Origin of the sequence: Kaistia algarum, assembly GCF_026343945.1 — a bacterium.
In the GTDB taxonomy this organism is placed as follows: domain Bacteria; phylum Pseudomonadota; class Alphaproteobacteria; order Rhizobiales; family Kaistiaceae; genus Kaistia; species Kaistia algarum.
The window spans coordinates 992,520-1,018,206 of the sequence record NZ_JAPKNJ010000001.1 but is presented as its reverse complement, the minus strand read 5'-3'; the positions used below and the strand labels follow the sequence as shown (position 1 = coordinate 1,018,206).

Sequence of the window (25,687 nt, the reverse complement as noted above, 5' to 3'; positions counted from 1 at the left end):
GGAGTGCCACGAAAAACGCGGGAAATGCAGGCTTTGCCGCGTCTCGCGGCACTATGACGGCCCCGAGACGGTGCCGCCCCAAACAGTGTGCAGACAAGGGCTTGCCCTGCGGATCGGACCCATAGGGTGCCGTCCGCTTTAATCTTGCCCTCCCACCTTCCTTCCCGTTCGGCCCCTCCTGCCGACGAATGAGACTGTCGCCAGCCCCATCCGCTGCACACTGAAACCTCTCGCTGGACGGCCGCGACCACGATCTTCATGGCCACTGTCCGGCATCGGCGCGCGCAACGAACAGGCCGCCGGATTGCGGCACGATGGCAGAGACATCGCGCACCGTGGGCGTCGAAGATATGTCTTTCGGCGGCGTTCCGCTTCGTGCAGGATCGGCAACGGAAACGCGATCTCCCTGCGCGATGAACAGCGGTGCTCGTGTCCAGGACAGCGGATCGGCCGCCGCGACGACGGTGACACCGGGGTCGCCTGCACCGTCGATATGGGGCGCGACGGCGGTGACATAGGCGCGGGTTTCCGGCGGCAGCGAGCGTCCTTGCAGCGATGCCTCATAGCGACCGGGACCGGCATTATAAGCAGCGATCCAACCCGGCGAACCGTAGCGATCGAACAGTTCGCGAATATAAGCCGCGCCGGCGATAATGTTGTCATGCGGGTCGTAAGGATCAGCGCCGAGACGATGACGGTCGCGAAGGTCGCGCCAGGTCTCCGGCATGATCTGCATCAGCCCGATAGCGCCCTTGGGCGAAATCGCGCGCGGATCACCGTTGCTTTCCGCCTTGAGCAACGCGCGAACCCACGCAGTGGGAAGCTCGAAGCGCTGTGCCGCTTCGGCAATGTGACCGGCGTAGGCCTCGCGCGGCGATGGTTGGGCGACGGACGCGTTTTGCGCCAGAGCCGTGGTCGCGATGTTCGGTAAGAAGCCGGTGAACAGGATGAGCGCCAGTCGAACTGGCGTGCCGAACTGCGGCATGAAAGCCTCCTTGGGATAATGGTGATTGACAGAGCGGGCGCGGCTCAGCGCGTGGCGGCACGCCAGACGTAACGGCCATCGCCGTCCTCGTCGGTGTAGCGCGGTGTCGCCTTGCCGATGACGGTGCGCGCCGGGATCGGACCGAAGTAGCGCCCGTCGAGACTGTCCGGGACATCCGGGTTCATGAGGAAGATGTCGCCGTCTGTGATGCGGTGACAGCCCTGCCAGACCGGCAGCTCGCGCCCACGTTTATCGCGGTCGAGTGCGTTGCCGAGCAGCACGGTATCGACGGTGATGGCGGTGCCCGTGCGGCAGACGATCTGTCCCGTCACCGCGGCGATGTGCTTCATCAGCGGCACGCCGCGACCGATATAACCGCGCTCAACCATGAAATCGGCGAGCGGCTTGTCCGGCATGACGGCGACCAGATCGCCGACCGCCAGGTGGCGCGGCGGATCAAGGTCATAGAGACCGATCGGCACGCTGGCCGAGGCGTTCCAGACGAGGCGCAGCGGCGTCGGGATGATGGCCGCGACAGCAACGCCGAGCACCGCGAAATAGGTCGCCATGACATAGCCGAAGCGGGTCATTGTTCGATCTCCCGCCGCTTGAGCCATGCTCGATGACGCTCCGCCGTGTAGGGACGCGGTTCATGGCCAGTGCCGATCCGGTTGCCGACATGCCGCCAGTGATCCGGCGCGACCTCGTTCGGCTCGATGTTGGCGGCTTCTATCGCGTCGATATGCCGGAGCACCTGTTCGACCTTGGGCCAGCCGTCGAGCGTCAGCAGGATGTCGCCGCCGGGACGGACACAGCGTAGGGTCTGATAAGGCTCGCCCGGATCGACGGCGCGCACGATGTCGATGCGCGAACTGACGGTGCCGAAGTCGTTCGCCGCCCATCGGACGAAAGCGAAGACGCTCCCGGGCCGATACGAAAACACGCGGCGGCGGCGATCGAAGATCACTTCACGCATATGCCGCCCGAACCTGATCCAGTTCTCGATCCGCTTCTCGATATGCGTCAACTCGACATGGGTCAGGCTGTCGGAGGCCGATGCGGACGGCATCAGATCATTCCGTGCGCATGGTCGTGCGGCGCTGATCATGGGTGCTCTCCTTGAGTGGTTGGGGGAAATTCGCGCGCGAGCAACTCGCGCAGCATGTCGGCAACGGTGACGTCCCGCCGGAACGCGGCGATCTTGATCCGCCCGCGCAGGTCCGGCGTTACGTCGATGGTCAGTCGCGCGGTGAATGACGTGCGCTCACCGGCGGACGGCGGAACGTCCGCTGCCTTGATCCAGTGCTCGGGATCGGCGGGACGCGAGGCGAACCCACGACGGGGCGGACGTTCGCTCATGGCGTCGCCCTCCCGATGTCGAGAGCTTCGATCGCCGCCGCCAGCGCCGCTATCTCGCGCGCGGCGGGCGTGTCGTCATCGAGTTCCGGCACCAGCCGGCCCGACTGTGCGGCGACCGCGAAGGCGATGCGCTGCCCGATTGTGGCGGCAAGCACCGGCGGGTCGTGGTCAGCCAGTGTCTCGGCCGTCTCGCAGGCCAGCACGGTACGCGCGCCGCAGCGGTTGAGGATGAAGCGAGCGGCAAGCTCCGGCCGGTAGATGCGCGCCTCGGCGACGAGCGCCAGCATCTCGGCCGAGGCCCAGCCATCGAGCGGCGACGGCTGCACCGGGATCAGCACCAGGTCGGTAGCAAGCAGCGCCGATCGCATCAGGGCTGCGACACGCGGCGGGCCGTCGATGACGACATGATCGGCGTTGCGGGCCAGCTCCGGGGCTTCCCGGTGCAGCGTGTCACGTGCCAGGCCGACGACACCGAATGGGCGCGGCAGCCCCTCACGCGCACGCTGCTGCGACCAGTCCAGCGCCGAGCCTTGCGGGTCGGCGTCGATCAGCGTGACGCGCTTGCCCTGCCGCGCCCATTCGCCTGCTACATTGAGCGCCAGCGTCGTCTTGCCAACGCCGCCCTTCTGATTGAGGAGCGCGACGATCATGACGCACCTCGCCTGACGGCACTGGCACCGTGCCTTTCATGTGCGCGCGCCAACAAAGAAGAGTTAGATTCTTTGTTAGACTCTAAGTTAGCAGTCAGATTTTGCGTTTCAGGCCAGAGATTTAGCTGCGGTTCGTGCGCCCGAAGTCCCGATAGTGCTGCGCCCGAAGTCCCGATAGCGTTTGCGCCCGAAGTCACGAGCGTTTCCACAGCGCCGTCCACAGGCACTGTGGACAGCTTACAGGGTCGAACTTGCAGCATCTCGCGCCGCCCTTCGCGCCAGATATCGAGCCGGTAGCCGGGCAGCGGCTGGCGGGCGGCGATGCGGCGGAGATCCAGCGCGAAATCGGAGATGCGCGCGATGCTGCCCGACTTCTCGTGTAGATGCGCGACCTCAAACAGCCAGCCATGTTGCTGGTGCCCGGCGTGCTTGCGAGCGACGCGGTAGAGCCAGCGTTCGATGCCACCGGTCAGCCGGAAATAGGCGGGATCGATGGTCAGGACCAGCGAGCGGTCGATGACACCGCGATAGAACCAGTCGGGCAGGACGAACTCCATGCCTTCGACGCGGCCGTCGCGGGTGGTCAGTTCCTCCCATTCGTTGATCCAGGAGAATTGATGCCGCCGCCAATGTTCGCCGTGGCGGATCGTCGTGCGGATCACGGTCGATTGCAGACGAGCGAGCGCGCCTTTGAGCAGGCGGTATTCCCGCGCGCCTGTGGCGCGGCCTATCGCCGGCAAGAGCTGGTAAGGCGTGAAGCGCAGGAAGCGCGAGGTGCGCAGGCCGTGGTTCTCAGCCTCGACGATCTGGCTGGCTGCCCAAATCAGCACATCGGCGTCCCAGATCGTCGCCATGCCATGCTCGGGCATCCCGAAGACCTCGACGCGCTGGCCGCCAGCCTCATAGAGGATCGGGGCGACGCGCTTGGCCTTGGCGAGCGAGAAGAACGGCCGCTCCATGAGGTCCTGTTGGTCGCGTGGGCTGGCGTCACCCGTGGCGATCACGAACGGATCGAGCCGCTGGCGCTCGCTGCTGGCGGAAAAGCGTCGGCCATGGTGGTGATCGGCGGCCGACATTCAGCGGGACGCCTTCTCGGCCGGGGTCAGCGGGCGGGCCGGAAAAACGCGGGTGGCAGTTTCCTCGCGGGTCGATGTGCGGACGCCGATCTCCGTCCATGCCTGGAGATCATCGACGGAATAGACGATCCGTCCCCCGATCTTGCGATAGGTCGGACCGGTGCCATAGGTGCGGTGCTTCTCCAGCGTGCGGATGGAAATACCGAGGAAGCGCGCCGCATCGGGCGCGCGTAGGTATCGGGGCGGCAGCCCCGTTTTCGGGTCGATCATGATCGGGTCTCCGGTCGGGTTCGGCGGCTGTCAGCGGCGACAGCGGGCTATGGCGAACCGTGGCGGAGAACCGGCAGCGGCGAGCGTGCCGGAATCAGGAGGGTAGCGATTCCGGCACCCCGGCGGTCGTAACGACATGCAAGCGCTACGGCGATCAGCGGCGGCGCGGCAGGCGAAGAGGATATTGCAGAAGGTCGCGATAGCCGCCGCGCATGTAATGTTTGCCATCGGCGAGCAGCCGACGGGTCTGGTTCTTGCGCGGATCGGCTTCCCAATCTGCCTTGGTGCCACGAAACCCAAGCAGCGTTTCGGCGATCTTGCGATAGCTCGCGCCGTCACTGTGGCCGTCGAGCGCGCGCAGGATCAGGATATGACGGCTGCGGGTTTGCAGCGGCAGGATGTGGGCATATTCACCTGGCGGTCGTCCGACCAAGGCCCGCCAGAAGCGCAGGATCGCCAGGGCGCGCAATTCCGTGAATGCGTCCAGCGGCAGCAATACGACATAGGACGTTGCAACGCCGACCGTGGCATCGGTCATCCAAAACTGATGTGCGGTATCCCCGTGCCGCCAGAGGCCATGTTTTGCTCCATCCACGGCCGCGTGAAGATCGATGTTGGGCAAGTGGACGAGATCGATGGGCATCGCCATCCGATCGCCGGAAGCGGCAGCGACGGACTTCAATTCGAAGGCGTCAGGAAGCAGCGCCGGAAGCCAGAACACCGCAGCGGAACCGGCCGATTGATCGGGATCGGCCGGGAAATCGCAACCCCCAGCGTTCAGAGAACGCGCTGAGGGTGTCCGGCTCGTCTGTTGAACACTCGCTCACCCGACGAAAATCGCAGCGATAATCTTCGTCGCGGCGGAGATATTCCCAGGCAAAGCCGGCGGCAGGAATGCTCTTGGCATGTGCATAGGCTGCCGGCGAGCGCCAATCAGAACTCGGCATGGCGTCACCTTTCCAGTCATGCGCCTGTTAGGCGGCGCTTGAGCTGGACAGCATGAACAACCATGGGCTTATTTTGGAGAGACTGTTTCGAGATATGTTGATCGCGCAAGACGATCAAAACGGGTTAATGATTACGATCAGTTCAAACAGTTTTTGGCGAGCCGGGCCGCGCCCGGCGAGCCGCCGTTATTTGGCGCAGCCAAAATGCCGCCGATCCGCAGAGCCGGATCGGCGCAAAAACTGAAAGGCGTATGACCTGAAAGAAGGAAAGCCGTAGAACCGAAAATCCGGCTCTACGGCTTTACGGTCAGGCGGATTTCAGGCGCTGCATTCCTTCGGCCAGTGTCCACAGGGCGCGGTTCAGCCCGACATTCTGGTCGATGCCGTTGATGGGCCGGGTTTGGCTGCGGCGGATGCGGCCATCCGCGGTCTGGCGGCGTCCGGTGATCCCGCCCCGGATAAGGTTTTCCTGAATGACGTTGAAGGTCTGCCACAGGCTTTGCCCGACATCCTCACGGCGGCGGGGCTGAATGATCTGGTCCGGGCGGATCGGGCTTTCGTCCTCGCCATAGCGGGCGACAAGGCTCGCCTCCGCCAATATCCGCTGTTCGTCCTGCGAAAGCCGCGTTTCCTTCATGGTCTCGGTCGCGTCGATCAGGCGCGGGAAATCTTCCGCCACGGTATAGACGCCCTCGATGATCTGGTCCTGTATCCCGCCCTTGTGGGGCACGCGGACTTCCTCGAACCGCTCGCCCGCAATCATGCTGTTGGTGCAGACGAAACGTAGGACGCCTGCAAACATCTGATACGCCGAGGTCCCATCATGCGAATTGACGATGATGACTTCCGCCGCCTCCGGCTTGCCGATGCCGTCATCACGACGCAGACGTAGCATATGCTTGGCGTGACCCATGCGATCGCCATCGCGCGGAACCGCCTGCACGGCGAAAAACGGGAACCATCCTTCCCGGCGTAACCCTTCCACGATCTCGATGGTGGGAACGTAAACGTATCGCTCCGAACGGCTGTCATGCGCTGCGCGCGCGAAGACGGACGGGACGTGGCGAAAGAGGGTTTCGTTGTCGAGGGCTTCGCGCCCGCTGATCTGGTGGGAGTTGCGGCCGAACCGGGTGGCGAGAGTATGATGCATGATCCTGTCTCCTTGTTGGGTCTGGGTTTCCGCGCGAGCGGTACTGCCGCGCTGAAACCTTGCCCGTCGGCGAGACCGGGGGTGCAAGGTGCAAGGGTGGCCGGGGCGGAGGGGGATCACCCGGCCTGCACGGAACGGAGGAACGACGTGGAGGAAGGCTGGGGATACCGTCCCGGACGAGCGTCAGCGATCCCTTGCGCCGCGCCGGGGGCAGAGCCCCAAGCCTTCCACGTTAGCGATCGATGCCGAATGGCGGAAACAGGCCGCATGGCGTGGTTCCGGCGCAGCCGAGAGCGCGGCCCGTAAGGGTAACGCCAGTCATCCATTCTTTCGAAATCATCAGTGGAATGAAAAGCGTGCTTTCTGGTAGAGCCACGGCGAGACCTGTCGACCCTGCCGGTCGGTGCGGTTCTGCACGATCTCCTTTGACAGCGTGTCGTCGATCCGTTCACGCGCGGCGTTCTCGCGATCAATAAGTTCCCCGCGACGCATGAATTCATGTTCCCACAACAACGCTTCCTGGCATTCGAGGACGCTGGCGCGCTCAATCAACACCTTCGGATGCGTATAAAGCCAGCGCACGAAAGGGATCGCGCCTGGCGTTCGTCGCCAAAGGTCGCCGCAATACTCCAGATAGTGGCGGGCTATTTCCGGTTCTGAGAAATTCGAGCCGTGCCAGATGGCGAGCGGTGCCGGATCTGGATGGCCGGACAGAATTTCAGCGACATAGAGATTGCTCACGAACCCATGTCGCAGACTGGTCGCGGCTGCAACGGGATCGCCAGCGCGAAAACGCAGCAAGGCGCGTTCGTAATGATAGGGCGGATAGTGCGCCGCCTCGTCCGCGAAGAAACGGTCGGCTTTCTCGATATCGCCAGCGCGCAGATATTCCGAGCCGATCAGGGTGCGGATGCCCTGATTGTCGTTCGGATTCCAGGCAAGCATCTTTTCCATGAGCGCCAGTGCTTCCCGGCGCTGGCCGAGCCTGAGCTGGGAGAGCAATACGCCATGCGCGGCACGGAGAAAGGGCCGGTTTTCCAAGAAACCCCATTCGATCGGCCCTGCGAAACCGGCGGGAATAGCACGCTCGCCCACCTCGAGGCCGCGCAAACAGGCCTGAAGCGCCAGTTTCGGCTTGCCCTCCTCCATCAACGCATTGCCGAGATGGGCATAGCCGTCGATGAATTGCGGATGGTGCTCGACGATCGCCTTCAGGGTCTTCAGATATCTGGCGGGTGTGACCGTTCCAGAGTCTCGCTGGTCCAGCGCTTCGTCCAACTCATCCACGATCTCATCATAAGCATCGCCGTGGCGAAAGACGCCGCCGTCCTCGAAAATCTCCAGCGTGATCGTATCGTCCATCCTGTCCAGCCCCCTCCATACGGGCGATTGCGGGTTCTTCGATCCGCCGGTCTTGGATCAAGCGAATCAAACCCCAGATAGTGTAGCAAGGTTATCCGGGAGGTCTGTGTTTTGGCAGACTATCTTGTCACTTATGATTTCAAGGACGGCGCAAGCAAACAATGGGAGGAGTTCGTAAAATGTGCTGAACCCGAAGGTCTCGTCTATGTCTATGACCTCGGAGAAAATCTGGCTCGGCTGACAAACACAACCTTATGGGGCGTGTTCGAGAACAAGGAGGCCGTGAAGTCCGCTTTCGAGCGGGCGCAATCGGCGGCGGAAAAGAAGCTCGGCCGCACCATCACGCTGGAGAAGCGCGTCATCACGAAGATGACGGATGTGTTCGTGCGCTCCGACAAAAAGAAAAAGCCGGATGCTCGCTGGAAAAAATCGACCTCGTTCGAGACCTGTCGCACGCATCAGAAGAACGATCCGTTCTTCGCCTATTAGCCTGAGGACACTCAACCGGGGGGATTGAGCATGACGAAAGTGACCACGACGACAGCCTATGTCGATCTCGACGGGGATTACGGAACGGTCGAAGGCGTCGAAGTGACCTGTGATCGCTGCGATCATTCGGAGGAGAGTTTCGGAACCGGCGACGGATCGCTCAAGCGCTGCGCTTTTCTCCTGCGGGAAAACTGTCCGCGCGGCGAGACCAACTATTACGAAGTGGGAGCATAGGTCGCAGGCAAAGCCTGTGCCCCAGCCGTTTCTGGCGGCCCCGAGCAAGATCAGGCCCCGCTTTCGCGGAGCCTGATGGCGTGGCCGTCTCAGTTGGACGCGCGACGGCGCGACCAGATCAGCGCCCATTCCTCGCCTTCCGCCTCGACCAGGCTCGCGTAGATCGGAGCGGCGAAACTTGGGTCGTCCAGCTTCACCGAGAGGTAAGCGTTGCCCTTGTCGGACTGCTTTTTCCACGCTGCTCCGAATTCCGTCGCACCGCTGAACACGCGGAAGTCCGGAGCGCTGTCGTTGTCGCCCTCGGCGGGCACGAACTTCACGGCCTTGACGTTGAGGTTGAGGGTCTTAACCGAGCCGTTGAAGCCGCTTTCGGTGCGGGTGAAAGTGCCGATCGTCGCCATGATGCAATGTCCTTCTGCTGATCGGGCCGCGCCCACCGCGGCCCCGATAGCGGTCGCCCGGCCGGGGACGATCGACCTGCACCCATGGGCCGTAACGCAGTGAAGGGCGGCCGGCGGCCGCTTTTTGGATCGCGATGCAAAGCGCGCTGGCGCGCGGCGGAAAAAAGGGGACAGCGGACGTTGCTGGATCGAGATCGAGATGGAGCCCTCAGCGAGATCGGTCTTCGGTCAGACCAGCGTTATCGGGGCTGCATGGGTGCGGTTCTGTCAGTAGCGCCAGGGAACATTGCATCACGCCCATGATCGGCCAGCGCTTTTACCTGATCGCACTGGAAATGGCTTCTGTCGTTCGCTCGATCGAAAGACCCTTCACCTCGACGATCCCCCGGGGAAGTTGGCCCGCCGTCTTTTTTGGCGACAACGGCAGTGTTCCGGACTTGCGCCTCGATGGTCATCGGACTAATCGCGGGAGTCGGAGCCGCGTGGGCGAAGCTGTCCGCGCACATCGGGCGCAACCCTCGCTCTCGGCCATCGAAAAGCAGGATGATCTGGGTTTCCAGTTCCGACCGGTTTCACTGAGAGTCTGGTCAAGGTGGAAGGCGAGGCATCAGTATGCACATGATCTCCCATGATGTTGCGCGTAACTGAGACTTGCTGCAATCAGGCCGGGTGAAAGCGGGGCCCAATCTCGCGCAAGGTCCGCCGCCGTGCTTCCGCTAGCGATCGAAGCCGTATGGCGGAAACCCGCATTCTGGCGTGGTTACGGCGCAGCCGAGAGCGAGGGCTAAAAAAGGCAACGCACATCTTGAAACGAATTGAAGGGATGCGCAAATAACTAGCAAAAGTTGAAATACTGGGAGGGGCTCTTGGCGATCTACAATCTCTGCATTACCGATGTCACTTGCTACGGCGCGCTTTATTGTGTCGCCGGCTGGGATATCGATGACGGAGGCATGGTGCGGCCGGAACCGCCGGGAGCCGATCCGGCCCATGAGCCGTCTCGTTTCTGGGACGCGCAATACGCTGGCCCTGGGAAAATTTTTGCGGTTGGCAACATCGTGCGCTTCGATGCGTCAGGGCCACCGAACTCCTTCCCGTTTCCCCATGCGACGGAAGATCGGATTGTTAAGGCGGGCAGCCAATTGCAGATCGTGAAAAGCCTCTCTGCCGCCCAGCTCGTCGAAGCTGCCGCGGACAGTGTGTCGGAATCGCTGCAGGATGTGTTCGAGGGACATCTGGTGCGCGCTCACAGCGGCAAGGCCTATGTGCCGGCTAACATCAAGACCAACTCGTTGGGTGCGATCGAGATCGATCCCGGCCGAATTACCTTCCACGAGGACGTGACCGGCGCCGGGAAGCGGCGGCTGCGCGCCGTCGTCGATCAGGATGGTGTCGGTTACGATCTCTCTGTGCCCGCCGATCTCGCGCGCACGCGCTTTCTGACTGCAGGCTTGGATGCTTTGCAGGCGGATGCGAATTCATGCGATTCGATCCACGTTCGCGTCGGTCTCTGCCGCCCATTTCCCGACATTCCCGATGCCTGCTACGCGCAGGTGAACGGTCTATATTTTCTCTGACAAGACTGGATTGGCCCTTTTATCGACTAGTAGACTTGTTTATTCGTCCATTAGCCAGCGTTTCCATGAAAAGAACGTGCGGTTCGTCTTGCAGGGCGATATACTGGGTGGCGCATAATTCAGATGCGGGGCCGCACGCTCTTTAAGCGCTGGCAGGAGTGTGACGTCCCCGCTAGGATGGACGCACCGAAAACATGGAGATCGTATCGAACGAGCGGTCGTTGCGTGAAGGAGGCCAGAATTTGGCGGATACGGCTGTGGAGATTCTGACGATCGGGCATTCGACGCTGCCCTATGAGCGTTTTCTGGCGCTTCTCCGGGACGCGTCCGTGACCGCCATCGCCGATGTCAGGACCGCCCCGTTTTCGAGGCATTTCCCGCACTTCAACAGGGATAGCCTGCGCGACGAACTGCGTCAGGACAACGTGGCCTATGTGTTTCTCGGTGAGGAATTGGGTGGCCGTCCGAAAGGACAACGGTTCTATTGCGACGGCGTAGCCGACTATGAAAAGATGGCCGAGACGGCGGATTTCGCGCGGGGGCTGGAGCGTGTCATCGAAGGGGCGAAAAAGTTCCGGATCGCCATGATGTGTTCGGAGCATGATCCGTTGGATTGCCACCGTTGCCTTCTGGTCGGTCGAGCGCTTCACGAGCGCGGTGTTAATGTCCGTCATATTCTGAGTAGCGGGCAAATCGTCGATCATCGGCAGATCGAAGACAAGCTGATGGACATGTCGGGCAAGAGCGACATTGATCTTTTCGAGCCGCCTGAGAAGCGTCTTGCCGCTGCGTACCGGGACAGAGCTATGAAGGTTGCGTTCTCCGAGAGACCGGACAATGCTCGAAAGACAGCGGCTGCGGAGTAAGAGATTTGAGTGGTGTCAACCTGGCGACTATCGGCTTCACCAAGACCACGGCGGCGAAGTTTTTCGACCGACTGAAAAGTGCTGGCGTCAAAAAGGTAATCGACGTTCGCCTGCACAACACGTCTCAACTGGCCGGGTTCGCGAAGGCCGATGATCTTGCATATTTTCTGAAGGAAATCTGCGGTGCGCACTATGTGCATCAGCCGCTTCTCGCGCCGACGGACGATATCCTGAAAGCGTTTAAACGCGACAAGGGCGATTGGACCATCTACGAAAACTCGTTCATGCGGCTGATGGAACTGCGCAAGATCGAAGAACGGCTCAAGCCGGATATGTTCGAGGGTGGGTGCCTGCTCTGTTCCGAGGATAAGCCGCACCACTGCCATCGGCGACTCGTCTGCGAATATCTCAACACCAAGTGGGACGGCACGTTGAAAGTCCGTCACCTCTGATCCCGTTGAGCTACCGCACCATCACGCCCGTCGTTGAGGTTGATTCGCGATTCGCACCAGCGCCGACAGGCCGGTGAAGCCGCCGCCGATCAGGCAGAAGATTATGCGCCAGATTTCGGATGGCACGGCCTCGCGCGTGATGCCGTGGACCAACGCGAAGCCTGCGATGGCGGCGGGTGTGGCGAAGGCGAGCGCCACGGCAAGGCGCAGGATCGGCGGGCGGAGCACCATGAACAGGACAACCAGCAAGCCATAGGCAGCGGCCCCCGCCACCAGCCCGACCAGTCCTGCATCGATCAGGCCGGAGGCGTAGGCCCATTTCGCGGCTTCGACGCCGAGCATGAACGGCAGCGCATAGACGGCGAGCGTATAGGCCAGGACACAAAGACCGGCGACAAGCGCGACGGCCATCAGCATAAGCAAGATCATCGAACGATCCTCCTGAATCCGATGACCCTGATGGGCATCGGATCGGTCGCGCGGGGTCGATCCCCGCGCGACGCGATTTTTTGGGGTGATAGGAAAGCAGGAAGACCGGGACCGCTTGCGCGATCCCCGCCCAATCCTCACTCGGCGGCTTGCAGGTAGGCGTCGGCTTCCGGCGCGGCATCGAGCCACGCGGGCCGCGCGGTGCGCAGCACGGACGGGAGCCAGGCGGTACCAGTGAGAAGCTGTTCGGCGGCTTGCGCCATCTCCGTCTTCTTCAAGCCCGCGATCCGCTCGGCGGCGTCATCGCCGACACCATCGCGCACGGCGGCGAGGATATGCGCTTTGGTGATGCGACCGAGATAGGTCTTCTCGGTCGGGGTCCAGTGCGCCGTCATGTCCAGCGCCACCGCACCCGCCAACTTCTCCGCCGTGACACGAGCATTCGGCTTCTGCTCCCACGGCACACGAACCGCGTTGACGGTCAGCGATGCGCAATGCGCGAGCAAGGCTATGAGGCTCGCGTGATCCAGACCGACGACGAAGGCCCACAGGTCCGCCACGTCGCGCGGCATGTCCGACGCCCATCCGGCATGACGATCCGCCAGCGCCTTCGCGGCGGGCGTATCCTCGATCCCGTCCGCATGGGAAGCGAGGTAGGCGCTGGTCAACCGGATTTCGAGGCAGGAGGCTTCCCCGCCACGATAGAAGGTCTGCGCCGCCAGCGCATGAACCACGGCGACAAGCGCCATATCCGGCTGCTCGCAAAGAGCGAGACGAAGGCCAAGAGTGCGATGGGCCGTCAGATCGCGGATGAGAAGGTCCGACAGCGGCTTGCCCGCATCCCCAGCGTCCTCGTTTTCCGTCTGCGGCTCCGCTTCTTGGTCCTCGCCGCTTCCCGCATCCCCGACGATCTCCCCGTCTTCGGTCACGGTCACGCCGTCCACCGCATAGGTGGCGCTGTCCGCGTCCTTCGGCTCCGGGGCTTCGTCCTCGGCGCGGATGAAACCCCGCTCAATGCGGGCTGTACCATCATGGTTCAGGATGACGAACACCCCGCCACGGGCGATCTCGTCGGCGTCATAGGCATGGCGCTTGGCGTCGATACGCTCGATCTCGGCCTCCAACTCCGCGAGGCGCTGGTCCACCTCGTCGGGCAGGTCCAGGTCCGCGTCCTGCCATTCCGCCGATAGCGTCTCCAATTCCTCCTGCGCGGCGTCATAGGCGGCGGCATCTTCCCCCGACAATTCAACCGGATGCGGATAGCTACGGCGCAAGCCGTGCGCGTGTGGGTAGTCGATGTGAACCGAAGTCCACTTCCACCCCTCTGCTGCCTGAACCTCGGCGGCAACCTCTTCCAGCCCGGCGATAACGAGCAAGTCCAGCAGCGCGGCGTCCTCGAAATAGCCGCCCCGATCCTCGGTGAAGAGGTCGCGGATGATGATCCCGCCAGCCTCGGCATAGGCATCCGCGCCAACGAAGATCGCCCGCCGGTCGCTCGCTTCCACGTTAGCCTTAGTCAAGTCACGGCGGATGATCCACGGCTCGCGGTTATAGGACAGATTGTCGAACACCTGTTCCTGCCGGTCGTGATCCTCGGTGATGGCGAAGGCCATCAACTGCTCCAGCGACAGACCGCCATCGCGATAGACCTGCATCAGCTTGGGGCTGACCGCGCCGAGGCGAAGCCGCTGCCTGACGACATGAGCGCTGACGCCGAACCGGGCGGCAATCTCTTCAGCGCCCCATCCCCTGTTCTCTGCCAGCTCGCGGAACCGCTCGTACTGATCGGCGGGGTGCATCGCCTCGCGGGTGACGTTTTCATCGAGGGAGATTTCCGCCGCGTCGTTCTCGGTATCCAAAACGCAGCGGATCGGTTCGGTCTTCTTGATCTGCTTGCGCTTCACACGCAGCATTTGCGCCAGCCTGCGGCCTTCGCCGATGGTCACGAAATAGAAGCTGGTCGGTTCGCCTTCCGCGTTCGTCTCCGGCTCCACCACCAGATTTTGCAGCATCCCCTTGGCGGCGATGCTGGCCGCCAGCGCCTCGATATGGGCTTCGCTGTGTGGGGTCTTGCGGGCGTTGCGGGGCGACTTCTTTAGCTTGTTCAGCGGCACGAACAGCACCGCGCCATTAGTGGCGGGGGCTTCGGAAGCCGTGGGGGTGGTATCAACAGTATTGGTCATGGTCTTGATCCTTTGGCTTGGGTTGGAGCGCAGCGCTGCGCTGCAACCTTGGCCGTCGCCGAGACCGGGGGGTGCAAGGCGCAAGGGCGACCGGGACGGAGGGGGATCACCCGGCCTGCACAAGCGGATCGAAACCATTGGAGAGAGTGTGAAGCACGCATCCGCGCGGAAGGCCGGGGAGACCGTCCCGGTCGAGCGTCAGCGATCCCTTGCGCCGCGCCAGGGGGCAGCGCCCCCAAGCCATCCGCCCGGCGTGAGCGAAAGCAGAAGCCGGGCAGGAAGCCCGATCAGGACGTATAAGACTGCAAAACCTGAAAACTGTGCATCCTGATTGTCGCATTTTCTGCTACAATAGATTGCAACGATTCCGCCACTCTTTCCGGGAGAGCAGTGTTTTAGATGCCGAACGCATATTCGACGACCGCCGCGACCCCGGCGGACCGAAATAGTCCAAGAGCAATAGGGAGGTAATGCATGGCCCGGAAGGTTTTCTTCAGTTTTCACTATGCGCGTGACGTTCGCCGCGTCGTTCAGGTACGCAATTCTTGGGTTGTTCGTCCGAATAGCGAAGCACAACCCTTCTACGATGCTGCTGAGTTTGAGGAGGCCAAGAAGCGCGCCGGTGGCATCGAGAAATGGATTGAGGAGCAGCTCAAGGGGACGTCGGTCACGGTAGTGCTGTTCGGTGCCGAAACCTATGACCGCGAATGGGTACGACACGAAATCAAGCGGAGCTACGAACTCAAGAAAGGCATCCTCGCCATCGATATCCACCGGATCAAAGATCCGCAACTCGGGGCCGACGTTCAAGGAAAAAATCCTCTCGATTACTGGCATATCGAGCAGAATGGCAGGAAGGTTCCGTTCAGCAGTCTCTACAGCACCTACGACTGGGTCAATGATGACGGTTATGCCAATATGTCGGCCTGGATTGAGGCTGCGGCCGTGGCAGCAGGGCGTTGAGGTGAGGCATGAGCCTTTACGAGCTTGCAATTCTAGGAAGCCCAGCCGCCGAGGAGCGTGAAGCCCTAACCGCGACTTTGCGCGGTATGTTGGAAGATTTTGGTCTCGTGTTAGGCACCGACGTGGTCGTTTATGACGGAGCGACGGTGTCGGGTCGCGACAAGCGCGCCGCCTTTGCGGCAGCGTTTTTCGGCGCGGCTGCACACACCGACATAGAGGCAGCGCACGAACTGGTACTTGCGAGCGCGCCGATCATCCCAACTATCGCCGCCAATGGCGATTTTGCCCTGCATGTGCCAGAGTTTCTACAGTCAGCTAACGGTCTGAGGCGTCGTGCAGATGATCCAGCAATGACCGAACTCGCGGCGGCGATCCTTGAGTGCGTTGGTTTGCTACGCAGGCAGCGCCGCGTATTCGTAAGTTATCGACGGGTTGAATCTCGCGCTGCAGCGCTTCAGCTTCACGACTTGCTCAACGCTCGCGGCTTCGACGTCTTTCTCGACACCCATGACATCCGTCCAGGTGATCCCTTTCAGGACGTGCTATGGCACCGCCTAGTCGACTCCGACGTGATGGTCATGCTCGATACCCCTGGCTATTTTGATAGCCGCTGGACCCGACAAGAGATCGGTCGGGCGCGGGCGAAGGATATTCAAGTTCTTCGCGTGATCTGGCCTGAGCATGTGCCGAGCAAGCTGACCGATATGGCCGAGACAGTGTATCTCGACCCTGCCGAACTGACTGCATCGGATGGTCCGATAGCCGACCAGACGGTCGAATCGATCGTGCTTCGGGTGGAACGGTTGCGGAGCCGGAGCATTGCGGCCCGATTTATGTCGATCACGGGCAAGCTTCGCGCCGATGTTGAAAAAATTGGCGCTTCTATCGAAGGTGTTGGCGCACACCGCGCAATCGCTGTGCGGTTGATTGGGGACCGTAAGGTTTGGGCCTATCCGATTGTTGGCGTGCCGACCGCCGAGATATTGAATGATGTCGCGGAGAAGGCACGACGCGCCGAGCAAGGCGAAGTGCCGGTTCTCGTGTACGATCATGTCGGCATTCGCGACGCTTGGAGCGCTCACCTACGATGGTTGGATGAACAGATTTTATCCGTTCGCGCGATAAAGGTGTCTGAAGCAGGCTGGGCACTCGCGGCATGGGAGGGCTGAGCTTGGCCGATGCTATCTTCCTTTCCGCCGGCGTTCCCGACCCGAAACGGGGGGCGAAATATGCTGCCACAGCCGATAGTGTGGCGATAGGGGCCGCCGTGTCTGCGCTGGTCCATATTACGCTGGGACGTCGCCTTCTGGTCTGGGGCGGTCAGCCAGCAATCACACCAATGATTTGGGTGGTCGCCCATGACATTGGCGTCGATTACGGGCGCTGGGTTCAACTCTATCAGTCGAGACACTTCAAGGACGAGTTCCCTGAAGACAACGAACGCTTCCAGAACGTCACCTACACGGACGACATCGAGGGCGACCGTGAGAAAAGCCTGTTGGCTATGCGAGAGCGCATGTTCTCCGAACATGTGTTCAAGGCTGCCGTGTTTATCGGCGGCATGGGTGGGATCATTCAAGAGTACGAACTGTTCCGTCGCTTGCAGCCGCAAGCCTCCGTGATTCCAATCATATCAACGGGAGGGGCGACCTTGGAGGTGGCGCAACGAATCGGCGCGTTGCCCGCCGATCTCACCGATGAACTAGACTATGTGGCACTCCTTCATCGCCATCTTGGCGTATCGGTCAAAGAGGAGCGCTTCAGAAGTCCCGCCGAGCAGCCAGCCGCCGAGGACGAACGTTTCTGGAGACCTCGTGCAAAGGAGTAAGCGCGAGCAATGGCTTTTCTAAGGAAGAACGAGATGCGCGCACGTGCCCAGAGTCGTGCCGCAGCGCAGGGGGCGACGGTTGAAGAGGTGCTCAGTCGTGCGTCACGGCAGCGGTCTGCACATTACGACATCTTCTTGTCCCAAACGATACGCGACGCCGAGATCGTGCTTGGAGTTTATGACCTTCTCACTTCTGCGGGTTACAAGGTCTTTTGCGACTGGATTGAAGCTCCAGCAGCCGATCGCAGCGAAGTCACACCGGCGAACGCGGCGTTTGTGCGAGCGACGATGGGCGTGAGCGATTCCCTCTTGTTTCTCGATACCGAAGGCGCGGTCCAATCGCTCTGGATGTGCTGGGAGCTAGGATGGTTCGATGCGGCTAAGGGCACGGTCGGCGTTCTTCCAGTGCTGGAGAAACACGAGCGCTACTATCGTGGGCGAGAATTTTTAGGTCTCTACCCTTACGTCGAACTTGACGAGGAAGGTCGCCTTAAAGTGGTAAGGCCGGTAGTCGCAGGGCCAAGCGGTGTCATGATGTTTGAGGCGCCAAACTCCCGCTCATTCGATGCCTGGCGGGCAGATCCTCGAGACTTCATGCGTCCGCGCGTGGTCGGAGGGCTTGGACGATGAAGTGTCAAACTTGCCGTATTCGGCGAAGACACCGCGCGCGCCAGTTGACCTCCGACGCGACTAAATGGCGACTAGTTCTGCTATTTTAGACGCGACATCTGCCATCGACTCTTCGGCGGTGCTCAGCCCGGCTCGGGAGGCTAGCAGAAGACTGACCTGCTCAAGCTCTTCATAGGTGGTTCCGTGAACAACCGGGACCAGACGTTCGCGTCGAAGGAGCGCCGAAAGTTCCTTGTCGGCGATGCCTTCTGCCGGAAGGCGTCGCAGCATAGCCGGCGTCACTAAAACGATACCGACACGCGAATTCACCAAGCCCCTGTCGATCGCCCGCATCATCGGCACCCCGAGGCCGAGGTCCTTCTCGCTGAACCACACGCGGACACCGCGTGCTTCGAGCAGATCATGCAGTTCTTTGGCGGAACCCTGCCTGTCATCCCATGCGTGGCAAAGAAATACGTCTCGAAGGTCAGGCTGCGAGGCTGCCAGATTCTCAACGTTCTCTCGAACGGGCGTCAGCGCCTGCACTTGTTCGGGCGTGTACCACACAGCCGAGCCAGCTCCTGACCAACGCGGCTTTGAGGTGCGCCTCCCCGATCCGCCGCTGCTCCTTGAGGGTGAATATGAAGGGGCCGAGTATGATCCAGAGCTGCCATATCCGCTGCCGTACCCACCGTAACTGCTATAACGGCCGTACCGGCTCCCGCATGCAGGACAGTCGGCTGCGGCGGCCGCTGAACGATGCCCCTTGACTGGGGCAGTGCATCTAGCCATGTCTTTTCCTCTCCTTCATTATTCCGCCAACTTGCTGATCATGTTTTTTTCGCTTTGTGGCCCATCTAAATTGACTGGTAAATCGCATCACGGAGGTCGAAGACGAGCAATGCCTCACGCCTCACGCCTTCAATATCTCGGACAGACGGATGGCAAAGATGATCTTTGAATCCACATCCTATCCTGTAGTCACGGCCAATCTTGGAAACGCTGACCACGACGTCAGTTCCATCGGGTGCCTTTCCTCTGAGATAACCAACTCTCTTCTCTTGTGAACGAGCCAAGTGATTTCTCCTAGACGAGACCCTAGATCCGCGGCGTGATACGGGCTGCGGTGCGAATGTCTGCGATCTGCGTACCAATAGCCTGAAGGCTTTGGCGCATATCATTAAAGACCGGCTTTTCGGCGTCAGGGTCGCTGATCGTCAGGATCGCAGTGAAAGGAACGCCTTCATCAGGCATAACTTCACCGGCTCGTGTCAGATATTCAATGAACAGACGCCAGTTTGACGATGGCCCAACGCCCTGTGGGAACGTCTTTCCAAATACCTTGACCGGGCTCCACTTGAGATCATGCTCGATACGCTCAGCCTCCACCGCATGGGCACCACGAGAGGGAGGGAGGTACAATGGGTCCAATCGCCCCTTCCAACCTTTGGCTTGTTCTTGCTGGAGGGCTGCATCGATATTGATCCTTACGAACTCCGAGCCAAATCGCGCGTCCAGCGGAGGTGTAGTTACGAGAGTGAGCTTCGCGCGCCCCCGGCACTTTCCTCCTGGGCCGACAAGTGAGGCCGGCCACGGAAATCGGAAATTAATCTGCTGGCCGTGCTGAATACGAGAGGCAAACACCAGAGTGATGGAGTGATCGCCAGTCTCCAAAATTCGCTCCGCAGAAGGCGGCATTCCAAAGCCGACCAAATGTCGAGCTACAGCTCCCAATTCCTTGGCGCGTAACGGCTCAGGTATCTCCGCATGGTGGACAAGCAAACCAATCAGCGTTTCGCGGGAAACTTCACCTTCGATTGCATGATCCAGAGCCGCCGCAGTTTTGGCGACCAATGGCGAGGCGTAACTTGTCCCACAACCATCAGTGACCGTGCCATCTGGCAAAATAGAGAATAGGCCATGCCCTAATGTCGGATGCAACGTACCAGAGCCACCGACATGAGCGAGATCAGGCTTGACGCCAGAACGAAGCCCTGGCCCCCTGCGGCTGAAGCGGGTGGGCGCGAATGGCAGGCAACCCGCATGATCAGGCGGGTTAACAGCCGCCACAGCGACGTTCCGGGCGCTTTCTGCCGGAGTGAGAAGTCCATCGTTACGAGCAAGCGCCAGGTTAGCTAGAGCTGTCGCGGTGTCAGACGGCCACTCCGCCCGTAGATCCTGCGGCTGGATATTGCCTGCCGAAACGAACACCACAGCGTTGTTTTCCTCCGCGAGGCGATCCAGACGGACGGCGTGCGGACTATACCTGTCGGGCGCAGCAGGCTGAAGAATGTTCAGGCTCATGTTAAATACGCGTACACCGTGTCGCGCACGGGCATCTGCCACGGCGGCGTCCATTTCATCGAAGAAATGTGGGAGGCCGCCGGAGTAATAGGATGCGAAAACACCTGCTTTTCTCTCGTTGGGAAAAATCGCGAGATCGACAAGCTCCGTCCCATCTGTCTCCGGGCATGTGGCTGTACCGTTGAGGCTGGAGCCCGCCACAGCAAGACCGCCAATAAATGTGCCGTGGGACAGGTCCATGTCTTCATCCGCAAGAACATCCCATCGATCGATGACCCAATCCGCCAATGCCGGGCTGAGACCTCCGTCAATGATTCCCAACCTCGGATGAGAGCGCCGACTATCGCGAACGGGCATGGTGGCATTGGGCGGGCGGACACGCGCAGGTGCCGGAGGCTGAGCCGAACGCACGACAATGCCAGGCAGTTCAATGCGCTTTACCAGCGGGTGCTTGTCCAGAAAATCCAGCAGTCTACCGTGGCGCTGACTATCTGGATCGAAAGGAGCCAGATCACGTCGCTCTTTGGTCGGCGTTCCTGTAAGGCGCAGAATTGCACCATCACCGGCCTGATCAAGGCGTACCGCCAGCATCGGCAACTTGTTTCGGCCGATGGGCAAGCGCTCGACTGACATGCTGTAACCGAGGCGGTTAAACCCATTTACGAAGGATTCAACGAGACGGCGATGGGAGGGGTCAAGACGATCCCACTCAGATCGGGGGGGCACCGCGTCGAACAACTCCACCTCATATCCACTGCCGGTCATCGGGTTAGAAAGCCAAGCAACGGCGTCCTCGACGGAAAACCTTCGTTTGTCGGATGCCCCATAGAGTTCGATCCGCTCGATGGCCCCGGCCTCGCTCTTCTGAGCAGAAGGGTTAGGTACTTCCTTTCCTTTGCTTTCGTCGAACTTCATGCGCGTCAGCGTTTCGGCTTTCCCGATCTCAGCCTTGATCTTCGCAAGCGCCGATGGATGCCCCTCGACAATCATGACGCCAAGGTCGCCACCTCCAACGACTGGTGCGCGGTCATTTCGGAACAGCGCCCCGACGGGACGATGACTTTTGGCCCAAGCCTCGCGTTTCAGGATTACCTTCACATAACCGATCGGACCTTGCGATTGCGCAGAAAGGACATCGGATATCGTGTCGAGCTGGCTCATGAGCGCAGCCTTGTGTGCGCCAAAATCGCGATCCCGGTTGGCGAAGAAATCCTTGCGTCCGCCGCCGCCGCCGGCCTCGCGCGCCTCCTCAAAATTCTCCGGGTTGAGGACGATCTGAATAGGACTAGCCATGCGTCACCTCGCCATCACCCGATTTTCCGCCCTGACGACCAAGCCATCTGCTGATTGTGGATTTATCCTTCCCGGCGATATCCCCAATATCGCCCATGGAAAACGCAAGTGCGGGATCCTCATGCATCGCTCGAAAGAGGTTGGCCGGATCGTCAAACAAAAGTGCTCGCCGCTCGCTTTGAATGCGAGCTGCATTAAGCGTTGCGAATTGCCGGAGCGTATCTAGCAAGCCGCGACGATCCTCCTCTCGAACCGTCGTGGCTTTCTTGTAAGTACGGACAAGCGCCTCGATTTCCGCGCCAGTTGACCCTTCGGTAAACCACGCAATTAATCGGAGATGACTGTCCGGAGCCTGGACCGGCGGCATGAAGTGCTGCGCTATTGCCTTTCTCACAGCAAAATCTGGCTTCGGAATCTCTAGCTGGATCTCAAAGCGGCGCCAGACCGCAGGATCAAGAAGCTTGGGATGGTTGGTGATACCAATGGTGAGGCCAATATTCTGACGCACGTCCAAGTTTTGAAGCAGCGCATTTACAACACGCTTTATTTCGCCGACCTCTTGCGGATCGTCCCGCACCTTCGCAATTGCGTCGAATTCATCCAGCAGCAGAACACAGCGATAGCGGTTGGCGAACGTAAACAGATTTCCGATGTTTCTGGCCGTCGTCCCAAGGAACGAAGAGACCAGCCCATCCAGCTTAACAAGTATAACGGGCAAGTCCAGCTTGCGCGCAATCCAGAGAGCCAAACGCGTCTTCCCGGTGCCTGGTGCTCCATAAACCAAGCAGGTTTTCGCCGGCGAAATATCAACGACTGACAGGGCTTCAAAATTTGTCCACTCATCAATGATCGTGCTCACAGCTTGAGCAACGGTTGGATTGAACAAGGGCGAATCAGCATTGATCTCTGCTGGAAAGATAATTTCCGCCAGCGGTGCCGAAGTTTCACGATCTACGGGCACTGGCGTATTACGGCCCAGCACTTCACCGGAAAGCGTTGCGCGAGAGCGCTCGATACGGCTGGGGGCCATCTCCTTCAGGCGCTCTGCCGCAGCCAGAATGCTCCCAAGGGACGCCGCCTGCTTCTCTTCCCCATCCTTACTCAACGCATCGCGCAAGCGCTCGACCTGTTTGCGCAATGCCGGGGACGGCTCCGCCATGGCTGCCCGACAAAGGGCCTGAATGATTGAGAAGTGCTCCATGTGCGCTTAATCCGTGATTTGATGCATACTTTATGTCGTGCGATGCATATAGCGCGACGATTGTTGCGCGTCAATCGAAATCGTTGTATGAACCTTCTTGTCCGATGCGCATCGCCGAGCATTCGTTGCACTCGAAGTGAGGCTTGTTGCAAAATCGGACATGGATCACGGCAAAACGAAAGGAACTCGCCAATGTCCAAAGGTAAGAGCAGCGGGGGCACCCATCACGTAGTCCCGAACCCGAACGGCGGATGGGATATCCGTCGAGGAGGTAGCGACCGATCGAGCGGCCACTTCGACATCAAACAGGATGCAGTGGATCGCGGTCGGCAAATCAGCAGAAATGCCGAGACGGAACTGAAAATCCATAACCGAGACGGTCGGATCGGTCAGTCAGACTCCCATGGAAATGATCCCCGCAACATCAAAGGGTGACCAAAACCTCTCCATGGCTACCCAAAGACGGGCGGTCACCGCCGATAACCACCGACCGCCCGTTTTGTTGGGGGGGCACTCCGCGAGACGTGAGGAATTTAGCCCAGCTTAAAGGAGGGCTATAGCGTAGGCATAGTTCTCGTCTTCACCCGGTGCGGCGCGCCAAATTCCGCCGATTACCCTCCGCAGTACGCCATAGCCACCGAACCTACGCCTTTATGTCTGGCAGGGGTCGGATCGCGGGAAAGAGCGTAGGAACGGCGGCATTCGGCGGCGGAAAAGTTCGAATCGCTTTCGGTCGAGTGATTGTCACAAGAATACGTTGCGGCCTAGTATGGCGGGAATGTGTCCTCATTCCGGCCGTTCGACGGACACTTGAGACCTCCCAAAAGCCGACATTGCTTGTGAAGTAGCCAAGCATCAGCCGATTACGTCGGCGTCTTTGTTCGAATCTCACGCGGTCAGCTACATACCGCCGATTATGCTCTTTGATCCGATCGACCTCGACTGTGGGTATTGGGGGCCAACTGTTGCCAGCAGACGTCATCCTCGTTTGGTGGCAGGAGCTGATCCCTGAAATGGGCGCCGTTCCATCGAAAGTGGATCGAATAATTTTCAGCGCGCTGGTGCCGCGAGTCGGCGCAGGTCATTATTCTCATGAATGTTATAACCGGATGCCGCCTGTCCGATGAGTGTGACGATTGCATCGGCCACGGTATCTGCGGGGATAGCGCCGTACCGCGACAATGGGCCAACCAGTATCGGCGTGAGCACTGCGAAAATCCTTTGGCCAATCGCTTCCAACACTCGCCGCTCGCCGCGTGTGCCGAGTAGGAAGCCGGGGCGGATAATATCGACCCGTTTGAAGCCGAGAGCCGCGACGGATTGTTCGATCTTGACCTTGGTCTGAAGATAGAATCCCGGTCCGCCGGCCCCTGCCGCGGTCACGAGGATGAACTGGCGCGCGCCGAGCGCTCTCGCACCTTGAGCGACCGCGAGAACATAGTCGTGATCAACGCGGAACATCGCGGCTTGCGAGCCGGCCGTGGCTATCGTCGTTCCCAGGCAGGAGATAGCGATATCGAAGCCGTCAGGCGCGACCGACTCCAATACGCCTGCGGGCTCCTGGCAAAGCCGCTCGAAATCGATAGCATGATCGGACGCCCCTTTTCGTACGAGGCGGATAAGATCAACGTCGGGTCTGCCAGCCAGCCGTGTGCCAACGAGGCCGCCCACCAATCCGGTGCTACCGGCAATCAGGATGCGACGGGTCATCTGGCTGCTCCTTTTCCAAGAGGATTACAATCAAGCCCCTCCCGCGCGGCTTCACCGCGTCAATGGAGACCGGCTGTTTCAGGCGCGTGAGGCCTCTTCATGTTCGATTCGCGCCAGCGGTTCGGCGGCATACCTTCCCATTCCCGGAATGCGCGGTAGAAGGATGTGGTGTCCTGATAGCCGAGCAGGCAGGCCACTTCATCGATGTCCGTAGCCGGGTCGATCAAGAGATGGCGACCCAGATGCCGGCGCGCTTCTGACAGCAAGTCACGGAAGGTCGAGCCTTCTTCTGTGATGCGACGCTGGAGGGTTCGATCGCTCATGCCCAGTTGCTTCGCCACGTCGGAAAGGCTAGGCTGGCCGCTCGCAAGGCTGCGCTTCAGCACGATCTTCACCTGTTCAGAAATGGAGCTTTGCGCTTCCAACTCACCGAGCGCCGCGCTCAGCGCCGGGGTCAGCATCTCGAGCATCTCGGGATTGTGTCCCGGGAACGGACGATCGAGGTCGGCGGTGTCGAGTACCAGAAGGTTGCGCGGAGCCTCGGTGCGGATTGGGCAGCCGAAATAGTCCGCATAAATGGCGCCCACCGGTCCCGGTCGGGTTAGATCCAACCGTCGTGGCACGATGGCGCGCCCGGTAGCGCGCCTTCCCAGCTCCACCAACGTGGCGAACGTAATATCGACGGAGATGCCGGGTTCTGCTGCGATGGCGAAGGGCCATTCTGCGGATATGATGCAATCTCCATTAGCCTCGACAATCTGCAATTGCTCCGGCGTGCACAGGCGCTTGAACCGCGCGAGCCGGGTCAGCCCGTCGCGATAGTCGCGGGCATAGAAGGCAGCGAGGCTCGACGGCGGATGAACCGCCGTATCGACCGATTGCACCATCCGGATGCCAAGCGCGGGGTCGCCTGACAGGTCCGCTATTGCCTGCATCAGTGCAAAATATTGCGCCGTGGTGACGAAGGCCTGTGCGCCTAGATGAAGCGTTGCCGGCAGCCGGGCCTGCCGCAACAGCGCGGCGGGCGGGACACCGAACTGCTCAGCCGCCCGCCAGAACGCTTGCGGGACCTTGCATTTGTCGACCTGCACCATCATCGACCTCCTACGATCGCCTTCGTCTCCAGATATTCTTCAAACTCGCCAAGCCTGGCGGCGGCCGTTGCCGGATTGCTTTCAACCAACGGAAAGGCACCGCAAGAGCGAGCCTGAGCGCCATTCAGGATCACCTGAGCCGCTCGCAGTCGACTCGTCACCGGGCAGGTGGCCGGATTAATGATGTCCTGCGTATCAACTCCCGCTGAAGCGACCCGGGCGTCATCGATGTCGTTCTTCAGAATATCGCGCATC

30 protein-coding genes are annotated in these 25,687 nt (G+C 60.6%); 10 read left to right on the top strand and 20 right to left on the bottom strand.

The features are described from left to right. Positions 1-256: 256 nt before the first annotated feature. The 11 genes from OSH05_RS04960 to OSH05_RS04910 form a co-directional block, all read right to left on the bottom strand. Positions 257-985, bottom strand: coding sequence for a lytic transglycosylase domain-containing protein (locus tag OSH05_RS04960; RefSeq protein WP_104217293.1), 729 nt, complete (start codon positions 983-985; stop codon positions 257-259). A gap of 44 nt (positions 986-1,029) precedes the next feature. After that, entirely contained in the window at positions 1,030-1,575 is a 546-nt protein-coding gene (locus tag OSH05_RS04955; RefSeq protein ID WP_104217294.1) for a S26 family signal peptidase, read from the bottom strand. Then, positions 1,572-2,093 carry a DUF2840 domain-containing protein gene (locus tag OSH05_RS04950; protein ID WP_104217295.1) on the bottom strand — a complete coding sequence of 174 codons (522 nt, stop codon included), beginning with the start codon at positions 2,091-2,093 and terminating at the stop codon, positions 1,572-1,574. Before OSH05_RS04950 ends, OSH05_RS04955 begins: the two co-directional genes overlap by 4 nt. Continuing rightward, a complete protein-coding gene (locus tag OSH05_RS04945; RefSeq protein ID WP_104217296.1) occupies positions 2,090-2,344 on the bottom strand; it encodes a hypothetical protein in 255 nt (84 codons plus the stop codon). Before OSH05_RS04945 ends, OSH05_RS04950 begins: the two co-directional genes overlap by 4 nt. Further along, positions 2,341-2,994: a ParA family partition ATPase gene (parA, locus tag OSH05_RS04940; protein ID WP_104217297.1), complete on the bottom strand. Its 654-nt coding sequence runs from the start codon at positions 2,992-2,994 to the stop codon at positions 2,341-2,343. The genes OSH05_RS04945 and parA overlap by 4 nt, the downstream gene beginning before the upstream one ends. Continuing rightward, a complete protein-coding gene (locus OSH05_RS04935) occupies positions 2,991-4,070 on the bottom strand; it encodes a replication initiator protein A (protein ID WP_104217298.1) in 1,080 nt (359 codons plus the stop codon). Before OSH05_RS04935 ends, parA begins: the two co-directional genes overlap by 4 nt. Beyond that, entirely contained in the window at positions 4,071-4,340 is a 270-nt protein-coding gene (locus OSH05_RS04930) for a helix-turn-helix transcriptional regulator (protein WP_104217299.1), read from the bottom strand. Positions 4,341-4,494: 154 nt separating this feature from the next. Further along, complete coding sequence (locus OSH05_RS04925; RefSeq protein WP_104217673.1) at positions 4,495-4,989, bottom strand: DUF2285 domain-containing protein; 495 nt, start codon at positions 4,987-4,989, stop codon at positions 4,495-4,497. A gap of 43 nt (positions 4,990-5,032) precedes the next feature. Continuing rightward, positions 5,033-5,287 carry a transcriptional regulator domain-containing protein gene (locus OSH05_RS04920; RefSeq protein WP_104217300.1) on the bottom strand — a complete coding sequence of 85 codons (255 nt, stop codon included), beginning with the start codon at positions 5,285-5,287 and terminating at the stop codon, positions 5,033-5,035. A 307-nt stretch (positions 5,288-5,594) separates the two neighbouring features. Further along, complete coding sequence (locus OSH05_RS04915; protein ID WP_104217301.1) at positions 5,595-6,437, bottom strand: DUF932 domain-containing protein; 843 nt, start codon at positions 6,435-6,437, stop codon at positions 5,595-5,597. A gap of 339 nt (positions 6,438-6,776) precedes the next feature. Further along, positions 6,777-7,799 (bottom strand): tetratricopeptide repeat protein, encoded by a 1,023-nt coding sequence (locus OSH05_RS04910; protein WP_104217302.1) that lies wholly within the window; start codon positions 7,797-7,799, stop codon positions 6,777-6,779. Between the two features lie 111 nt (positions 7,800-7,910). Here OSH05_RS04910 and OSH05_RS04905 point away from each other — a divergent pair, with 111 nt between their 5' ends. Then, entirely contained in the window at positions 7,911-8,288 is a 378-nt protein-coding gene (locus OSH05_RS04905; RefSeq protein ID WP_104217303.1) for a hypothetical protein, read from the top strand. A gap of 30 nt (positions 8,289-8,318) precedes the next feature. Then, positions 8,319-8,522, top strand: coding sequence for a hypothetical protein (locus OSH05_RS04900; protein ID WP_104217304.1), 204 nt, complete (start codon positions 8,319-8,321; stop codon positions 8,520-8,522). Between the two features lie 89 nt (positions 8,523-8,611). Here OSH05_RS04900 and OSH05_RS04895 read toward each other — a convergent pair whose 3' ends face one another. Next, positions 8,612-8,923 (bottom strand): DUF736 domain-containing protein, encoded by a 312-nt coding sequence (locus tag OSH05_RS04895; RefSeq protein ID WP_104217305.1) that lies wholly within the window; start codon positions 8,921-8,923, stop codon positions 8,612-8,614. An 866-nt stretch (positions 8,924-9,789) separates the two neighbouring features. Between OSH05_RS04895 and OSH05_RS04890 the strand changes: the two genes are divergently transcribed. From OSH05_RS04890 to OSH05_RS04880, 3 genes are all read left to right on the top strand, one after another. Continuing rightward, on the top strand, positions 9,790-10,500 hold the full coding sequence (locus OSH05_RS04890) for a dual OB domain-containing protein (protein WP_104217307.1): 711 nt from the start codon (positions 9,790-9,792) through the stop codon (positions 10,498-10,500). A 194-nt stretch (positions 10,501-10,694) separates the two neighbouring features. Continuing rightward, positions 10,695-11,366 carry a DUF488 domain-containing protein gene (locus OSH05_RS04885; protein ID WP_104217308.1) on the top strand — a complete coding sequence of 224 codons (672 nt, stop codon included), beginning with the start codon at positions 10,695-10,697 and terminating at the stop codon, positions 11,364-11,366. A 5-nt stretch (positions 11,367-11,371) separates the two neighbouring features. Then, positions 11,372-11,818, top strand: a complete 447-nt coding sequence (locus OSH05_RS04880) for a DUF488 domain-containing protein (protein WP_104217309.1) — start codon at positions 11,372-11,374, stop codon at positions 11,816-11,818. A gap of 21 nt (positions 11,819-11,839) precedes the next feature. On the opposite strand, the gene OSH05_RS04875 is transcribed toward OSH05_RS04880, so the two are convergent. Beyond that, positions 11,840-12,247, bottom strand: coding sequence for a hypothetical protein (locus tag OSH05_RS04875; protein ID WP_104217310.1), 408 nt, complete (start codon positions 12,245-12,247; stop codon positions 11,840-11,842). Between the two features lie 137 nt (positions 12,248-12,384). Next, positions 12,385-14,430, bottom strand: a complete 2,046-nt coding sequence (locus tag OSH05_RS04870) for a ParB/RepB/Spo0J family partition protein (protein WP_104217311.1) — start codon at positions 14,428-14,430, stop codon at positions 12,385-12,387. Between the two features lie 474 nt (positions 14,431-14,904). Between OSH05_RS04870 and OSH05_RS04865 the strand changes: the two genes are divergently transcribed. The 4 genes from OSH05_RS04865 to OSH05_RS04850 are packed head-to-tail and all read left to right on the top strand — an operon-like array spanning position 14,905 to position 17,851. Then, entirely contained in the window at positions 14,905-15,393 is a 489-nt protein-coding gene (locus tag OSH05_RS04865; protein ID WP_104217312.1) for a TIR domain-containing protein, read from the top strand. 8 nt (positions 15,394-15,401) lie between these two features. After that, a complete protein-coding gene (locus tag OSH05_RS04860; RefSeq protein ID WP_104217313.1) occupies positions 15,402-16,562 on the top strand; it encodes a toll/interleukin-1 receptor domain-containing protein in 1,161 nt (386 codons plus the stop codon). A 2-nt stretch (positions 16,563-16,564) separates the two neighbouring features. Continuing rightward, positions 16,565-17,221 carry an SLOG domain-containing protein gene (locus tag OSH05_RS04855; protein WP_104217674.1) on the top strand — a complete coding sequence of 219 codons (657 nt, stop codon included), beginning with the start codon at positions 16,565-16,567 and terminating at the stop codon, positions 17,219-17,221. Positions 17,222-17,254: 33 nt separating this feature from the next. Further along, on the top strand, positions 17,255-17,851 hold the full coding sequence (locus tag OSH05_RS04850; protein WP_133163043.1) for a toll-Interleukin receptor: 597 nt from the start codon (positions 17,255-17,257) through the stop codon (positions 17,849-17,851). Between the two features lie 60 nt (positions 17,852-17,911). Here the strand turns inward: OSH05_RS04850 and OSH05_RS04845 are convergent, their stop codons facing one another. From OSH05_RS04845 to OSH05_RS04835, 3 genes are all read right to left on the bottom strand, one after another. Continuing rightward, positions 17,912-18,397 carry a toll/interleukin-1 receptor domain-containing protein gene (locus tag OSH05_RS04845; protein WP_323181365.1) on the bottom strand — a complete coding sequence of 162 codons (486 nt, stop codon included), beginning with the start codon at positions 18,395-18,397 and terminating at the stop codon, positions 17,912-17,914. A gap of 531 nt (positions 18,398-18,928) precedes the next feature. Continuing rightward, positions 18,929-21,427: a S8 family peptidase gene (locus OSH05_RS04840; protein WP_104217316.1), complete on the bottom strand. Its 2,499-nt coding sequence runs from the start codon at positions 21,425-21,427 to the stop codon at positions 18,929-18,931. Next, a complete protein-coding gene (locus OSH05_RS04835; RefSeq protein WP_104217317.1) occupies positions 21,420-22,628 on the bottom strand; it encodes an AAA family ATPase in 1,209 nt (402 codons plus the stop codon). The genes OSH05_RS04840 and OSH05_RS04835 overlap by 8 nt, the downstream gene beginning before the upstream one ends. A 21-nt stretch (positions 22,629-22,649) precedes the next feature. Between OSH05_RS04835 and OSH05_RS25100 the strand changes: the two genes are divergently transcribed. Further along, entirely contained in the window at positions 22,650-23,063 is a 414-nt protein-coding gene (locus OSH05_RS25100; protein WP_323181444.1) for a DUF2188 domain-containing protein, read from the top strand. Positions 23,064-23,678: 615 nt separating this feature from the next. Here OSH05_RS25100 and OSH05_RS04825 read toward each other — a convergent pair. From OSH05_RS04825 to OSH05_RS04815, 3 genes are read right to left on the bottom strand one after another with little or no spacing between them, the layout of a single operon-like run. After that, on the bottom strand, positions 23,679-24,338 hold the full coding sequence (locus tag OSH05_RS04825) for a Rossmann-fold NAD(P)-binding domain-containing protein (protein WP_104217319.1): 660 nt from the start codon (positions 24,336-24,338) through the stop codon (positions 23,679-23,681). 59 nt (positions 24,339-24,397) lie between these two features. Beyond that, positions 24,398-25,432, bottom strand: a complete 1,035-nt coding sequence (locus OSH05_RS04820) for an AraC family transcriptional regulator (protein ID WP_104217320.1) — start codon at positions 25,430-25,432, stop codon at positions 24,398-24,400. After that, positions 25,432-25,686 (bottom strand): hypothetical protein, encoded by a 255-nt coding sequence (locus OSH05_RS04815; RefSeq protein ID WP_104217321.1) that lies wholly within the window; start codon positions 25,684-25,686, stop codon positions 25,432-25,434. Before OSH05_RS04815 ends, OSH05_RS04820 begins: the two co-directional genes overlap by 1 nt. Position 25,687: the final 1 nt, after the last annotated feature.

Coding starts and splice junctions, on each gene's coding strand:
- OSH05_RS04960 (WP_104217293.1), bottom strand. CDS start 985: ATGCCGCAGTTCGGCACGCCAGTTCGACTGGCGCTCATCCTGTTCACC.
- OSH05_RS04955 (WP_104217294.1), bottom strand. CDS start 1,575: ATGACCCGCTTCGGCTATGTCATGGCGACCTATTTCGCGGTGCTCGGC.
- OSH05_RS04950 (WP_104217295.1), bottom strand. CDS start 2,093: ATGATCAGCGCCGCACGACCATGCGCACGGAATGATCTGATGCCGTCC.
- OSH05_RS04945 (WP_104217296.1), bottom strand. CDS start 2,344: ATGAGCGAACGTCCGCCCCGTCGTGGGTTCGCCTCGCGTCCCGCCGAT.
- parA (WP_104217297.1), bottom strand. CDS start 2,994: ATGATCGTCGCGCTCCTCAATCAGAAGGGCGGCGTTGGCAAGACGACG.
- OSH05_RS04935 (WP_104217298.1), bottom strand. CDS start 4,070: ATGTCGGCCGCCGATCACCACCATGGCCGACGCTTTTCCGCCAGCAGC.
- OSH05_RS04930 (WP_104217299.1), bottom strand. CDS start 4,340: ATGATCGACCCGAAAACGGGGCTGCCGCCCCGATACCTACGCGCGCCC.
- OSH05_RS04925 (WP_104217673.1), bottom strand. CDS start 4,989: ATGGCGATGCCCATCGATCTCGTCCACTTGCCCAACATCGATCTTCAC.
- OSH05_RS04920 (WP_104217300.1), bottom strand. CDS start 5,287: ATGCCGAGTTCTGATTGGCGCTCGCCGGCAGCCTATGCACATGCCAAG.
- OSH05_RS04915 (WP_104217301.1), bottom strand. CDS start 6,437: ATGCATCATACTCTCGCCACCCGGTTCGGCCGCAACTCCCACCAGATC.
- OSH05_RS04910 (WP_104217302.1), bottom strand. CDS start 7,799: ATGGACGATACGATCACGCTGGAGATTTTCGAGGACGGCGGCGTCTTT.
- OSH05_RS04900 (WP_104217304.1), top strand. CDS start 8,319: ATGACGAAAGTGACCACGACGACAGCCTATGTCGATCTCGACGGGGAT.
- OSH05_RS04895 (WP_104217305.1), bottom strand. CDS start 8,923: ATGGCGACGATCGGCACTTTCACCCGCACCGAAAGCGGCTTCAACGGC.
- OSH05_RS04885 (WP_104217308.1), top strand. CDS start 10,695: ATGGAGATCGTATCGAACGAGCGGTCGTTGCGTGAAGGAGGCCAGAAT.
- OSH05_RS04875 (WP_104217310.1), bottom strand. CDS start 12,247: ATGATCTTGCTTATGCTGATGGCCGTCGCGCTTGTCGCCGGTCTTTGT.
- OSH05_RS04870 (WP_104217311.1), bottom strand. CDS start 14,430: ATGACCAATACTGTTGATACCACCCCCACGGCTTCCGAAGCCCCCGCC.
- OSH05_RS04865 (WP_104217312.1), top strand. CDS start 14,905: ATGGCCCGGAAGGTTTTCTTCAGTTTTCACTATGCGCGTGACGTTCGC.
- OSH05_RS04860 (WP_104217313.1), top strand. CDS start 15,402: ATGAGCCTTTACGAGCTTGCAATTCTAGGAAGCCCAGCCGCCGAGGAG.
- OSH05_RS04850 (WP_133163043.1), top strand. CDS start 17,255: ATGCGCGCACGTGCCCAGAGTCGTGCCGCAGCGCAGGGGGCGACGGTT.
- OSH05_RS04840 (WP_104217316.1), bottom strand. CDS start 21,427: ATGGCTAGTCCTATTCAGATCGTCCTCAACCCGGAGAATTTTGAGGAG.
- OSH05_RS04835 (WP_104217317.1), bottom strand. CDS start 22,628: ATGGAGCACTTCTCAATCATTCAGGCCCTTTGTCGGGCAGCCATGGCG.
- OSH05_RS25100 (WP_323181444.1), top strand. CDS start 22,650: ATGCATACTTTATGTCGTGCGATGCATATAGCGCGACGATTGTTGCGC.
- OSH05_RS04825 (WP_104217319.1), bottom strand. CDS start 24,338: ATGACCCGTCGCATCCTGATTGCCGGTAGCACCGGATTGGTGGGCGGC.
- OSH05_RS04820 (WP_104217320.1), bottom strand. CDS start 25,432: ATGGTGCAGGTCGACAAATGCAAGGTCCCGCAAGCGTTCTGGCGGGCG.
- OSH05_RS04815 (WP_104217321.1), bottom strand. CDS start 25,686: ATGCGCGATATTCTGAAGAACGACATCGATGACGCCCGGGTCGCTTCA.